General features: G+C 59.2%; 12 protein-coding genes. 7 read left to right on the plus strand and 5 right to left on the minus strand.

All coding sequences use genetic code 11. From position 1 onward, the window contains the following. Positions 1–2: 2 nt before the first annotated feature. From QMG84_RS00350 to QMG84_RS00370, 5 genes are read right to left on the minus strand one after another with little or no spacing between them, the layout of a single operon-like run. Positions 3–1,691 carry a c-type cytochrome gene (locus QMG84_RS00350; protein WP_281929645.1) on the minus strand — a complete coding sequence of 563 codons (1,689 nt, stop codon included), beginning with the start codon at positions 1,689–1,691 and terminating at the stop codon, positions 3–5. Then, entirely contained in the window at positions 1,663–2,331 is a 669-nt protein-coding gene (locus QMG84_RS00355; protein ID WP_281929647.1) for an SCO family protein, read from the minus strand. Before QMG84_RS00355 ends, QMG84_RS00350 begins: the two co-directional genes overlap by 29 nt. Continuing rightward, positions 2,331–4,160: a hypothetical protein gene (locus QMG84_RS00360; RefSeq protein ID WP_281929648.1), complete on the minus strand. Its 1,830-nt coding sequence runs from the start codon at positions 4,158–4,160 to the stop codon at positions 2,331–2,333. Before QMG84_RS00360 ends, QMG84_RS00355 begins: the two co-directional genes overlap by 1 nt. Positions 4,161–4,178: 18 nt before the next feature. Next, on the minus strand, positions 4,179–4,865 hold the full coding sequence (locus QMG84_RS00365) for an SCO family protein (protein ID WP_281929650.1): 687 nt from the start codon (positions 4,863–4,865) through the stop codon (positions 4,179–4,181). A gap of 30 nt (positions 4,866–4,895) precedes the next feature. After that, positions 4,896–6,632, minus strand: coding sequence for a multicopper oxidase family protein (locus QMG84_RS00370; RefSeq protein ID WP_281929652.1), 1,737 nt, complete (start codon positions 6,630–6,632; stop codon positions 4,896–4,898). Between the two features lie 1,113 nt (positions 6,633–7,745). Between QMG84_RS00370 and bufA2 the strand changes: the two genes are divergently transcribed. The 7 genes from bufA2 (at position 7,746) to QMG84_RS00405 (ending at position 12,287) form a co-directional block, all read left to right on the plus strand. Beyond that, positions 7,746–8,015, plus strand: a complete 270-nt coding sequence (gene bufA2, locus QMG84_RS00375) for a BufA2 family periplasmic bufferin-type metallophore (RefSeq protein WP_281929654.1) — start codon at positions 7,746–7,748, stop codon at positions 8,013–8,015. A 66-nt stretch (positions 8,016–8,081) separates the two neighbouring features. Next, positions 8,082–8,921: an MNIO family bufferin maturase gene (gene bufB, locus QMG84_RS00380; RefSeq protein WP_281929656.1), complete on the plus strand. Its 840-nt coding sequence runs from the start codon at positions 8,082–8,084 to the stop codon at positions 8,919–8,921. Beyond that, positions 8,918–9,709 carry an HvfC/BufC N-terminal domain-containing protein gene (locus QMG84_RS00385; protein ID WP_281929658.1) on the plus strand — a complete coding sequence of 264 codons (792 nt, stop codon included), beginning with the start codon at positions 8,918–8,920 and terminating at the stop codon, positions 9,707–9,709. The genes bufB (QMG84_RS00380) and QMG84_RS00385 overlap by 4 nt, the downstream gene beginning before the upstream one ends. 121 nt (positions 9,710–9,830) lie before the next feature. Then, entirely contained in the window at positions 9,831–10,109 is a 279-nt protein-coding gene (locus QMG84_RS00390) for a BufA1 family periplasmic bufferin-type metallophore (RefSeq protein ID WP_202071021.1), read from the plus strand. 30 nt (positions 10,110–10,139) lie between these two features. Beyond that, positions 10,140–11,012: an MNIO family bufferin maturase gene (gene bufB, locus QMG84_RS00395; RefSeq protein ID WP_281929659.1), complete on the plus strand. Its 873-nt coding sequence runs from the start codon at positions 10,140–10,142 to the stop codon at positions 11,010–11,012. A gap of 2 nt (positions 11,013–11,014) precedes the next feature. Further along, the gene (locus QMG84_RS00400; protein WP_281929660.1) at positions 11,015–11,788 is read left to right on the plus strand and encodes an HvfC/BufC N-terminal domain-containing protein; all 774 of its coding nucleotides are present in this window, start codon (positions 11,015–11,017) and stop codon (positions 11,786–11,788) included. 13 nt (positions 11,789–11,801) lie between these two features. Further along, positions 11,802–12,287, plus strand: coding sequence for a DoxX family protein (locus tag QMG84_RS00405; RefSeq protein WP_281929661.1), 486 nt, complete (start codon positions 11,802–11,804; stop codon positions 12,285–12,287). The last annotated feature ends 226 nt before the right edge of the window (positions 12,288–12,513 follow it).

The following is a 12,513-nucleotide window of genomic DNA, read 5'->3' on the forward strand; positions in this document are numbered from 1 at the left end:
TGTCATGGAATCATCCAGTCTCCGACAGGCTCGACCGCATCATTTCCGTCCGGCGAGGTCCGCACGACGAAAACGCCGTGAGAAGCGACCCGCTGTCCGGGACCGAGAGAAAGACGCGGGAATATGCCCGGGTTGAGATCTCCCTCCGCTTCGTGCTCGACATTCTCGACAAGATAGTCGCGGAAGAAGTCCGTCTTGAGACGCCCAACCGCGGCGTCGAGGAGCGACAGGGCGTAATATGTCTGGAACTGAAGCGTTTGATTGGTGATTTGAACGCCACGCGTATTGAGCCATGCGCGTACGCGGAAGGATAGAGGATGAGACCCGACGTCGACCTCGTAAGGGTCAACGAAAAAGAGACGGTCTGCGAAAGGCTGCGCCCATTTGCTTCTCGCGAAATCCAGTTTGTGTGAAGGTAGATAAAGAGGAGTCGCGGCAGGCGACACAGACAACAAGGACGCGATCTTTTCATCGTCCATTTGTCCGGGCCACAGGACGACGGCGTCGGTCGCGCCTTTCGACGCTGGTCGACGGCCGCCAGCAATGTTGTCCGCCGCGGCGATCGTCTCCACGTCGACGCCCGCTGCGCGCGCTCCTTGCTCGAAAACCTTGGCCGGCTCGGCCGCGAGAGGCCCCTCGCCGACAATTTGCCGAACCCGCTTCTTTTCCCCTGTGCGGCGCGAGAAAAGCGTTACGAGACCCTTCGCTTCCAACTCGAGGCCGTGAGTGAAGTAGAAGGTCCGACTATCCTTGCGGTTTCCCGGCAGTTCCGTATTGGGAAAAAGAGCGGGAATTTTCTGGCTGTCGGAAAATTCGGCGATCGGGCCCCAGACGGGCGCCAGTCCGGAAACGAGCGCGAAGACGGGCTGAGCTCGATATTTTTGTTCCAACTGCTCCGGCCAGCTCTCCGGCGCTCCGTCGAGCTCCCAAACATGCAGACGCCATTTGCGTGTTGCGGAGATGAGCTCGGATTGATGGTAGGGAGAAAATCCTTCTCGGCTGCGTTCTCCGCCGGAATTCTTGTTCGCCCAATCGAAATACGCCTCGATGACAGAAAGCATGGCGGCGCGGTCTTGTGGCGCCGCATCTTTACTGACGACCGTCGCAAAATGAAGCTCCTCGTCAGTGACGCCAGGATCGATTTTCGCCGAGAGGTTTTTCAGGAAGGCCTGAAGATTCGCTACATCGGCGGCCGAAAGCTCGTAGCGCGGCATAATGGGATCGAGCTCTTGCCCCGCCGCGTCGACGCCATTTCGCAAAGCGCGTCCGAGCGTATCGAAATCATAGGCAGGCCGCATATGCGGCTGGCTGAGGCGCGCGCGATAGCGCTGCGGTTGCGCCTGCTCGAAGCGATTGAGAAGGAAACGTCCGCGGTCGAGTTTCCGCTCGCTGAACAGCGTCGCGCCGTTGATGGGAGGGACGAAATAGCCCCCCTCGCTGGTTCCGAATCCGCTCGGTCTATGGCAGGTGACGCAAGCCGCGCGCGAACCAGGCAAAGGCACATCGCTCTGCGTTTTTGCCAAGAGCGGCGAGCCGTCGACTTTCCGCCCTTCGAAATACAGGCGTTCGCCGAGAGCGGCGTCTGGGGCCGGCTCCCCGGCGGTCGCCAAAGGCGGGAGTGCGCCGAACGACAGGATTACCGAAATCGCGCGCGCGGCGCGCTCAATGTAGGTGGTGGGCGTTTTCGACAACGGATCGGTACTCGCTTACGAGCTGCTTGCAGTTGATGAGTCCTTCAATGCGGACCCAAGGCTGATCGGGAGCCCCGCGGAGATAAGTGTAAGCGCGATGGTTTGCTTTTGCATCATTTGCAAAGCGTGCGTCAAAGGTCGCAAGCACCCGCGCAATGTCGTCGCTGCGTCCCGTCAGCAGCCTCCAGTGGTCGTCGAGCGGGAAGTTCCCGGCAAACTCATGCAGGCGCTCGGGCGTATCGTAATCGGGGTCAATCGTGATCGAAATAGCTTGGTAGTCGCCGCCTATCGCCGATAACTCGTTCCTAGCCGCCGCCAGAGTCGAGGTGAGGACGCCGCAAATGGTCGTGCAGCTCGTAAAAATGAACTGAACGATGACCGGTCGGCGCTCAGCCAGAAGCTGATCCAAACGCACGGGGCGCCGGGCGTCGTCCGTCAGGGTGATTTCAGGCGCGACGAAACGCAACTCACTACGAACGATCCCTGTATCGAGCTGGGCGGCGCGCGACCCGGCCAATGTTACGAGAGAGAGCGAAACAGAAAGCGCCACCCATATAGGAAGGCGGGGGGCGATACCGAAATTTGCCATCGTCGCCTCTTGCCGGGCAGGCGCCGGTAGTTCCGGCGCCTGCATTTTCATTAATGGATCGACCAGATTGCCTGCTCGTGATGGAGTGGATCGAACTGGTAAAGACGCAAGCGAAGCGACGGCTCGTAATTGAGCTTCAGGATCACTGTATGCTCGCCCAGCACGTCCCCGTTGGACACCGGGTAGCTCGGCGTCAAACGACCCCGGTGAACCGTCTTGCCCTCGGGATCCATTTCACGCTGCCAGAGATTCCGGTGCGCGAAGATCTCCGGCTTGATCTCGTCGAGCTCCTTCGTTTCCTCCTCCGACGTCCTGTAGCGCGGTCCCGGCGAAGCAGGGCCCGGCGTAGCGGCGGGGACAAGCACCGGAGTCGGCGTGTTCATCTCCCACCAGGCGCGGCCGAAGGTGAAGAAAGCGCCCGCGCCGTTCACCGGCAACGTATTTTGGAACGTGTTTTCCCAACCGCGCATGCCGCCGAAATCGACCGCGACATAGCCATGGGGGAAGTAGTCGCCATTGATCAGCTTGACCTTCACCTCTGCGCCGCGCAGATGCCACTTCTCCAGAATCGGCTGGGCTTGATTGTTGACGACGATCCCCTTTTGGTGGCCGTAGATCGTGTTGTCCGCATAGAACAACGTCATGTCCGCGTTCGGATCCTCAGTCACGCCATCCGGCAGCGCGTTACGATCCTGCCACTGGAAGAAGGCGCGCTCGGCTTCTGCGATGACCGAGGGATTGAATCCACCCTGCTGAAGCTTGCGGAAAGCCTTCCACATGCGCTTCGACGGGGCGAGGTCGCCGATCATGCCGATCGCCGCTTCCTTTGCCGCCTGGCTCGCGCGCGGATTTTCGCCGAAAGTGTCGGTTTCCCACTGCACGAGCGTGCGGCCCATCGCAACCTTGAGGGCGTTTTCCTGCACCTCGACGCGCGGGGGATGCCGGCGCCAACCCCAATGGTAGGTGAGGTTGAAGTTCTTGCCCGGCGCCATGGACAGCGGAATCACCGTGCGTGTGCCGTCTTCCATCGGGAAGAAGGTCAAGTCCATGGTGACGAGCGGGATCGCGCCATTGCCGCCCGACGGATCGACATACATCTGCATCGGCGCGAAATCCTCGCGGCCTCGATTCAGCGTATCGAGCGTGTAAGTGACGGTGAAGGGAACATCCAGGACGTCCGACGGGTCGATGAACGCGGTGTCCGACTCGATATGCGTATCGAACCAGACCTGATGGACATTGACGTTGCCGCCAATGACCTTGCCATTCGCGTCCTTGACGGGGATAACCTTCTTCACCTTGTTCGGGCCATCATAGTGCATCATGGGGATGCCGCTATAGGCCCGATCCGAGATCGGATTTCCCTCGAGAATGTCGAGGGCGCGCTGGACGTCCGCCTGCTTGAAGCCCGAAGGCGAATAAGGGTGTTTGTCGTCGCCGTGGCCGCGGTCGTCGCCCCGTCCAGGATTGTCCTTCCGGCGCCAGGCATTGAAAATCCCCGCGAGGTCGTCCGTAGGCGATGTCTTGTTTATCGGCGTGATCACCGGATCGGGGTGAAGGTTGTAGGGATGCTGTGGCGTAGACGACAGTGTGTTTGGAATTTCGTTCCCGTCGGCGCCTTTCACATTTTCATAGCGCGTGGGGAGAAGATTCGTCGGATTGACCCACGGATCCGACTTCGGGAAAGGCCCTTCCGGCGTAATGAAAGTCGTCGTCTTTCCATCTGCCGAGTCGATGCGCGTGTAGCTCGAAGGCATCGGGAAAGGATTAGGAACGCGGCTATCCGGCGGGGGCGGCACTTGCGCGAAACTCGAACCGCCGAGGAAAAGGGCGATCGCCGTCGAGGCGATCGTCACCTTGGGTGAATAATTCCACTTCATGACGTTGCTCCGATCGCTTCAAATGGCCCGATTGTTGAAGGAAGGTCCGTCCTCGTCGAGGCGACGCGGACCAGCCTGGACGAGTTCGCCCGTCACCGGCTTTCCATTCATGACCGACTTGACCCGCCACAGCGCGTCGTCCGGCGCGATCAAGGCCGGGAAGCTGGCCCACAAGCCAACAGCGTCGTTGCCGTAGTGAACGAGATCGACGGAGGCGGGACGAGAGGGATCCCGGCCATGCCTATAGAGGCGCGACGCGTAAGCCGCATTGCCGCCGTTCGGCGCGCGGACGAAGGTCCAGCCCTTTGGCGCGCCGAATTTTTCGGCGAAGGCCGCGAGACGCTCCACCGTATCGTTTTCAGGATCGCCGGTTATGGAGATGATCCGAACCTCTTTTTCCATCCGGTCGCCGAGCAGCTTCGCGACTTTCGCGAGGCTCGCTGTGATGGGGAAACTCTCCTCGTTCGCGATCGACATGAAATTGATCATGACGACCTTGTTACGGATGAGATCGCCGTAGAGCTGCACGTTGCGGCCGTCGTGCGTCTCGACGGCCGTTTCCGGCAATTGGCTGCGGCCATAGAGCTGAACGCCGCTATGGACATGCTCGTTCTCCTGCCCGGTCGTCATGGCCTGCGCGGCGTTGACGGCAGGCAGCAAACCCGCGAGCGACAGCCCCGCGAGGAATTTACGCCTCTCGTTCATCTAACTCTCCTTGGAATTGTTGCTGGCGGATCAGAAGCCCTGGCCGGGCTTCACGATGTCCCAGCGGATCATCATGGAATGGTCCTCATGCACGACGTTGTGGCAGTGCATGACATATTTGCCGAGGAAGTCTCGCCAGTGGCCATAGAACTTGACTTCGTCGCCCGGTCCGAGCTCGACAACGTCCTTTCGGGCGTTCAGCATGGAGCCTGGCGCGATCGGCTTTCCATTCCTTTCGATGATCTGGAATTCTTCGAAGTGTGTGTGGATCGGGTGCGACCAGTTGTTGCCGCCGTTTCGGATTGTCCAGATTTCGGCCGTGCCCTGCTCGATCGCGGCGTCGATGCGGCTCGGAACCATGAGCTTGCCGTTCACCGTCCAGAGACCATTGTCATAGTCGAAGACGAACAGGCGCTCGCGCTTGACGTCCTTGAGGTTGATCGGCGGCAGCTCACGGAACTCGTCGGGAATGCGGCTCGGATCGAAGGCCATGGGGCCGACGACGTCGAAGCGCATGATCAGGTCGCCTTGATCCAGCAGATGGCCCGAAAGACCAGCGCCGTCTGTTCGCATGCCGAGGCGGTTCGTCAGATAGATCTTGTCGCCGGCGTTGAACTTCGAGAAGTCGACGATGATGTCGCAACGATTGGCGACCCAGAGATCGACATTGTCGGTCAGGATCGGTTGCGGGAGGAGATTGCCGTCATTCGAGATCGCGACGAAGGGGATCGCGTCCTTGCCCTGCTTGGTCAGATAGAGTTTGTAGAGACGCGACGGACCGCCATTCAAAAGACGGAAGCGGTATTTGCGTCGTTCGACCTGAAAGTAGGGCTGGATGCGCCGGTTAACCGTGAAGCGGTCACCGAGCATGCCGTGGTTGGTGTAAACTTGATTGCCGACGTAGCCGCCCAATTCGTGCGAATCGGTGATCGGATGTGCGCCGGTGAAGTCCCATATCGGTTGGCCATCCTGATTGAACAGCACGTCGTGTAGGATCAGCGGGACGTCGTATTTGCCGCTCGGCAGTCGATAAGCCTTAGGGTTCGGATCCCGTTCATTGCCGGAATCCCTTTCGTCGAACACCAGATGAAAGCCCGACAGCCCCGCATAGACGTTCGGCGCCGTGAAATCGAGACGGTGGTCATGATACCACAGCGTGCTCAACGCTTCGCGCGGATCATTGCCGGCGTATATTTCAGGATAATGATGATCCCAGAATTCGCCAGGAAACGTGAAGTCGGCCGGGTTGCCGTCGCTCTCCGACGCTTGGTGGCCGTTATGCCTATGAATCGTGGACGACGGCAGCGCAAAGGAAATGTTGCCCGTTCCGACCGGCGGCAGATTGTTGATCCTACGAACGAGGATCGGCTCGCCGTAGCGGCTGTAGAAGGTCTCACCCGGCGTCGCGCCGTTGAAACCATATGCCCAAGAGCCGTTCGCATACGGCCCCTCCGGATGATAGACCCACTTAATCTCCGACAGCACCTGCTTGTAGAATTTCTTGGGAAGAAACTCGTTGTAGCGCTGATGCCGCGCCGGATCCGGCGGCGTGCCCAGGGCGCCGACAGACACCGGCTGCGCGGTCGGCATAACATATAAGGGCGCCACGAAAGGCGTCGCAGGCGGACTTGGATGCGCCTGAAAGCCCGGGACATAGCCGTCGGGAAAAAGCAGGCCGCTTTGCGGAACCGCTCGCGCGTCTTGCGCGACAATTCCCGCGCCGGCGGCGCTGAGCCCCAATTTTAATGCATCGCGTCGGTTTACCATATTCAGCCCCTCCATTGCCCCACACAGCAAAAAAGCATCATCTCAGTTTAGTCAAGTACAAAATTGTAGATCGTCTATCATGATCAGTATTTGTCGGAACTATATCGATCGCAAGCGAAGACAATAGCTATGTATTCGGACGAAAGACATTATGTCTTCGCGTCCGCTACTGCTTTCAGACGTAAGGAACCAGCGCCCGGCGACGTTGCGTGCGGCCAGGTTACTCAGCCCGGCGCGCGATCACCGCACCCGGGAGAAATGTCAGCTTTGCGAATTCGGAGACGTGCGTCCGCGCACACCCCGCCGCGATGCGCGACGCGAATGCATTCTCTCAAATTATTATTTTTGGGTGAGTAATGCCCCTCGCCCCCCCCAAAGCGGGCGCCCGATGAGGACCTGGATGCGCCTGAAAGCCCGGGACATAGCCGTCGCGAAAAAGCAGGCCGCTTTGCGGAACCGCTCGCGCTTCTTGCGCGACAATTCCCGCGCCGGCGGCGTTGAGCCCCAATTTTAATGCATCGCGTTGGTTTACCATGTTCAGCCCCTCCATTGCCGCCCGCACAGTAAAAAAAGCACGGCTGCAGCTTAGTCAAGTTCACAATTATCGATCTTCTGTCACGATCAGTATTTGTCGGAACTATATCGACCGCAAGCGAAGACAATAGCTATGTATTCGGACGAAAGACATTATGTCTTCGCGTCCGCTACTGCTTTTCAGACGTAAGGAACCAGCGCCCGGCGACACCATGTGCAACCAGGTTACCCAGCCCGCGCGCGATCACCGCACCCGGGAGAAATGTAAGCTTTGTGAAGTCGGAGACGTGCGTCCGCGCACACCCCGCCGCGATGCGCGACGCGAATGCATTCTCTCAAATGATGATTTTCGGTGAGTAATGCCCTCGATTTCCCCCTAAGGGGACGCCCCGTAATAATTATTTCTGAAATCGACAGACCTTCAACCCACCAAAGGTTGTATTTCAACCTGCGCGAGAAGGCGACGCCTTGCGCCATGATGCATGTAACTTTCGGCTCGTCCGTTGCGAATTGAACCGCGTAGTCGAGTAGCAGCGAAGCGCTTACACGCGCGTATAATCTCCACGACAGAGGAAGACGATGAAGACCAACATCCTTTCGGGCGCGACCCTCGCCGCCGCCGCCATTGCGCTCGCCGCCAGCGGCGTCGCCACGTCCAGCGCGCTCGCCAAGAAGGCGCCCGCCGAGCCCGTTCATTGCGCCGGCATCAACAACTGCAAGAGCATGGGCGCCTGCAAGACGGCAAGCAGCTCGTGCAAAGGCATGAATTCATGCAAGGGCCAGGGCTGGCTGCCGGCGAAATCCGCGAAGGCGTGTGAAGCCAAGGGCGGCACGGTTCAGACGATGTAATGGTCCTGGCGGGACCGGCGAGAAATCGCGCGCGTCCCGCCCCACAATCTCGGAATGGTCAACGACGTGACGACGCCTCGCTCGCTCGGCTTCGGGCTCGGTTTGCGGCCGATCTACTATCCCGACATTCTGGAGCGCAATCCGGCGGTCGACTGGTTCGAGATCATCTCGGAGAATTGCATGGTTCCGGGCGGGCGTCCGCTCGTGATTCTCGATCGTATTCGAGCCTCGTACCCGATCGTGATGCATGGCGTCTCCATGTCTCTGGCTTCCGTCGATCAGCTCGATTTCGATTATTTGACCGCATTGAAGGCGCTCGCTGCGCGGATAGAGCCCGCCTGGATTTCGGATCACCTCGCCTGGACAGGCGTCGACGGCGCGAATCTGCATGACCTGCTGCCAATTCCATTTACGTCCGAAACGCTCCGTCACGTCGCTGAGCGCATCATGCGCGTACAGGATTTTTTGGGCCGAAGGATCCTCGTCGAGAATGCGTCCACTTACGTTTCGGTCGAGGGGTCCGAGATGAGCGAGCATGAATTTTTAACCGAACTCGCCGAAAGCGCGGATTGCCTCCTGCTGCTCGACGTCAACAATGTATTTGTCTCCTCCTTCAATCATGGCTTCGATCCGGTCCGATATATCGACACTCTTCCGGCGGATCGCGTCCAGCAAATACACCTCGCTGGTCACAGCGATTACGTCACCCACAAGGTCGATACGCACGATCACCCCGTCTGCGGAGACGTCTGGGAGCTGTACGCGCACGCCCGGAATAGATTTGGCGACGTTTCGTCGATGATCGAGCGGGACGATCAATTCCCTCCGTTCGAGGAGTTGATGCGAGAGGTGGAAAAAATGCGAGGGATCGCGGCGTCGGTCGACTCGAAAAAGGTCCTCGCGTGAGTCTCCTTTCTTTCCAGAGAGCCTTTCAGGCAGCGATTCTCCAGCCTGAAGAACCGGATGCGAGCGAGCTTGGATTCATAGCGCCGCCGCGGCGGATAGACCGCGCGGCAGCTTTCGGCGTCTACCACACCGCCTACCGCCTGCGCCTGGCGGAATTCATCGCAACAGATTTTTCCGTCTTGCGTCGCCATCTCGGCGATGACCGCTTTGGTCGCCTTGTCGAAGAATACGTTTTGTCGAAGCCGTCGTCACATCGCAATGCGCGATGGTATGCGAGCGGTCTGCCGGAATTCATGCTCAGCTCGCAATCTTGGAGCGCTGATCCACGTTCTTGCGATCTCGCGCGATTCGAGCGCGCGCTCGCGGATGCTTTCGATGCGGCCGATGCGGCGGCCTTGGACTTTGAGGCGCTACATCAGATCGACGTGGACCTCTGGCCGAATGTCGTTTTCTCGTTCCATCCCAGCCTGACCCTGCTCGACCTCGAACACGGAACCGTCTCGCTATATGAATCATTGCGAGACCAATTGGAGGCGCTCGGGACGGCCGATCGGGCCGAAAACGATGTGGTCGCAGTTTGGCGGCGCGAATGTGAGGTTTTCCATTGCGTCCTGGGCCCCGACGAACGCCTCGCCCTCAATGAGGCGATGCTAGGAAAGAAATTTTCCGACGTCTGTTCGCTCCTGTCGTTCAAATTCAACGGCGAAGACGTCAGCCACCTGATTGCGGGCTTCCTCTCCGCCTGGGTCGAAAACGGGCTGATTACAAATATCAGCGTCGAGCCGTGACGTGACGATCTCTCTCGGTGCGGCGCCGCTCGTTTGGTAACTTTCACGCATCGAGGCGCGAAGAACAGGAGTGAGACAATCTGATGCGAACGGGTCGCTGAGGCCCGTAGAGGAGGAAATAATGAACGATAATCGCACCTGCACAATGTTGATCGTTGCGGGCGCGCTCGCGACGGCGCTGTCGTCGATCGACTCGGCCAGCGCCAAGATCGAGCAGGAAAAATGCTACGGTGTGTCGTTGAAAGGAAAGAACGATTGCGCGGCTGGTCCTGGCTCCAGTTGCGCGGGATCAGCGACCAAAAATTATCAGGGCGACGCCTGGAAATATGTTCCCAAGGGAACCTGCACCTCGATTGTCACGCCCAAGGGAAAGGGCAGCCTCGACCCCATCGCCAATTGACGAATCCGACGTCGTGGAACGGGGAAAACGATGGACTCGGTGGAATCCGGCGCGTGCAGCGTCGGCGTCGGTTTCAAACCGCAGCACGCCGACGATATCGCTGATGCGCCAGGCTGCGTCGACATGTTCGAGGTTCACGCGGAAAATTATATGAGCGCCGGCGGCGCACGAATTGCTCAGCTCGAACGCATTCGGCGCGACTATCCCCTCTCCCTGCATGGTGTGGGATTGTCGCTTGGCGGGCTCGATCCCGTCGACCGCCAGCATCTTGCACGCGTGAGCCGCATCGTCGATCGATTTCAGCCGCATTTGTTTTCCGAGCATCTCGCGTGGTCGTCACATGCGGGGCGGTATTTCGCCGATTTGCTTCCCCTGCCCTATACGAGCCAAACGCTTCACCGCGTCGCGTCCAACATCGAGATAGTTCAAGATGCGTTGAAGCGGCGCATACTCCTCGAAAATCCAGCGACCTACTGCCGCTTCGAAGACTCGTCGTTCGCCGAAACGGAGTTCCTCAGGCGAATTACGGAGCTTACCGGTTGCGGCCTATTGCTCGATGTAACCAATGTCGTTGTCTGCGCATGCAATCATTGCTTCGACCCGGACGCCTATATCGACGCCTTTCCGATGTCTGCGGTGGAGGAAATTCATCTCGCCGGATATGCGGAGTCGCCGAACGAAGACGGCGACCTGCTCCTGATCGATACGCACAACTCGGCGGTCCCGGACCCCGTATGGCGGCTTTACGAGCGCGTGCTGGCGAAGCGCGGACCCGTTCGGACTGTGATCGAATGGGACAACGACGTCCCTGAATGGGCGACGCTCTTGAACGAAGCCCAAAGCGCCAGGACCATCCTGCAAAACGCTCGAACTCTTACTGCGCCATCGAGAGGACGCGCCTGACCATGCGTTCTTTCGACCATGCCGGGCCATTCGCGGCAGCGTTGCTCGATCCCGACGCCCGGCCTCCGCAGCCCCTCGAAGCGCCCGATGTCGCGCGCCGTTTCGCGATTTATCGCAACAACGTGTTTTCCAGCCTCATACATGCGCTGGAAGCCCAGTTCCCCGTCTGCCGCAGACTCGTAGGCGACGATTTTTTTAGAGGCATGGCGCAGGAATATATAAGGCGTTCGCCTCCGGCGTCTCCGGTGCTCTCGGAATATGGCGTCTCCTTCCCCGACTTCGTCGTGGCATTCGATCCAGCTCTCGAGTTGCCTTACCTTCCGGATGTCGCCCGGTTAGAGTTCGACATTGCGCGTTGTGGCGATGCAGAGGACGCGACGCCGCTTACGAATCACGATCTTCGCGCCCTGTCCGGAGAGGAGATCGTCCGATCCCGGCTGCATTTGCATCCCTCCTTGTTTCTGCGGTCATCAAGCTATCCGATCGTATCGATCTGGCTCACGAACAGCTTCGACGCCGAGGTCGAAACTTTGGATGCTTCCGTGGCGGAAGATGCGCTGATCGTCCGTCCATATCGGAACGTCGAGGTTCACCGACTCCCCGCCGGAGGATTTCATTTCATGTGCGCCCTCGCCGAGGGCCACACGCTTGCTTCCGCGGCCCCCGTTGCGCAAGCGCGGGAGCCGCGCTTCGACCTCGCCGCTTGCGCCGGGCTGCTGATCTCGTCTGGCGCGATCGTGGCCTTGAAGCCTCTTCTCCCCGCCGCCGACAGTTGAGCCGGAGACCCCCATGAGACTGTTTCACTCGATCGCACACTATCTGGACGCGATTCCTTACTCGGTGCTCGCGCTTGTTCTGCGCTTTGTCGCCGCCCGGCCTTTCTTCATCTCGGGGCAGACAAAAATTGAAGGACCAACGATTGGCGGAGAATATTTCGGCTACGATATGACGATCCAGATTCCGACCAGCCTGCGAGACGCGACGGTCACGTTGTTCGAGAATGATTATAAATTGCCGTTTCTTCCGCCCGAGAAAGCCGCTCTGCTGACAGCGGGGCTCGAATTCATTCTGCCTCTGCTGGTGTTTCTTGGCCTTGCAACGAGAATCTCGGCGTTGGGTTTGCTTATCATGACGCTGGTCATCCAGTTTTTCGTATATCCCGACGCTTGGTGGACCGCGCATGTCTACTGGGCGACGCTGCTGCTCATTCTCGTTGCGCGAGGTCCCGGAAAAATCTCCCTCGATTTTTTGCTTTTTCGGGAACGGCGCGCCTGATCATCCGTAACCTTTCCACGCGTTCTCACGAAACCGATTACGACGCCGCGGTCGGTATCGTGCCCCAAAAACGTCGGCCGTGCGTCGACTCTCAGGCGGTGGCGACAGGAGAGCGCCCGCTCTCGACGTCGCCTCCCTGCCTGAGAGTTCGAATGCGCTGGCGCCGTGGATGTACAAGAGGGTCATCCATGACAAATGCGGTTTGGCTGGCGCTTTTCGCGCTCGC

Source organism: Methylocystis iwaonis, from assembly GCF_027925385.1.
GTDB lineage: Bacteria > Pseudomonadota > Alphaproteobacteria > Rhizobiales > Beijerinckiaceae > Methylocystis > Methylocystis iwaonis.

What these genes read in the sequence shown, in the direction of transcription:
- QMG84_RS00365 (WP_281929650.1), bottom strand. Translation starts at nt 4,865, where the DNA reads ATGAACGAGAGGCGTAAATTCCTCGCGGGGCTGTCGCTCGCGGGTTTG.
- QMG84_RS00405 (WP_281929661.1), top strand. Translation starts at nt 11,802, where the DNA reads ATGAGACTGTTTCACTCGATCGCACACTATCTGGACGCGATTCCTTAC.
- QMG84_RS00400 (WP_281929660.1), top strand. Translation starts at nt 11,015, where the DNA reads ATGCGTTCTTTCGACCATGCCGGGCCATTCGCGGCAGCGTTGCTCGAT.
- QMG84_RS00355 (WP_281929647.1), bottom strand. Translation starts at nt 2,331, where the DNA reads ATGAAAATGCAGGCGCCGGAACTACCGGCGCCTGCCCGGCAAGAGGCG.
- bufB (WP_281929659.1), top strand. Translation starts at nt 10,140, where the DNA reads ATGGACTCGGTGGAATCCGGCGCGTGCAGCGTCGGCGTCGGTTTCAAA.
- QMG84_RS00370 (WP_281929652.1), bottom strand. Translation starts at nt 6,632, where the DNA reads ATGGTAAACCGACGCGATGCATTAAAATTGGGGCTCAGCGCCGCCGGC.
- QMG84_RS00390 (WP_202071021.1), top strand. Translation starts at nt 9,831, where the DNA reads ATGAACGATAATCGCACCTGCACAATGTTGATCGTTGCGGGCGCGCTC.
- bufA2 (WP_281929654.1), top strand. Translation starts at nt 7,746, where the DNA reads ATGAAGACCAACATCCTTTCGGGCGCGACCCTCGCCGCCGCCGCCATT.
- QMG84_RS00360 (WP_281929648.1), bottom strand. Translation starts at nt 4,160, where the DNA reads ATGAAGTGGAATTATTCACCCAAGGTGACGATCGCCTCGACGGCGATC.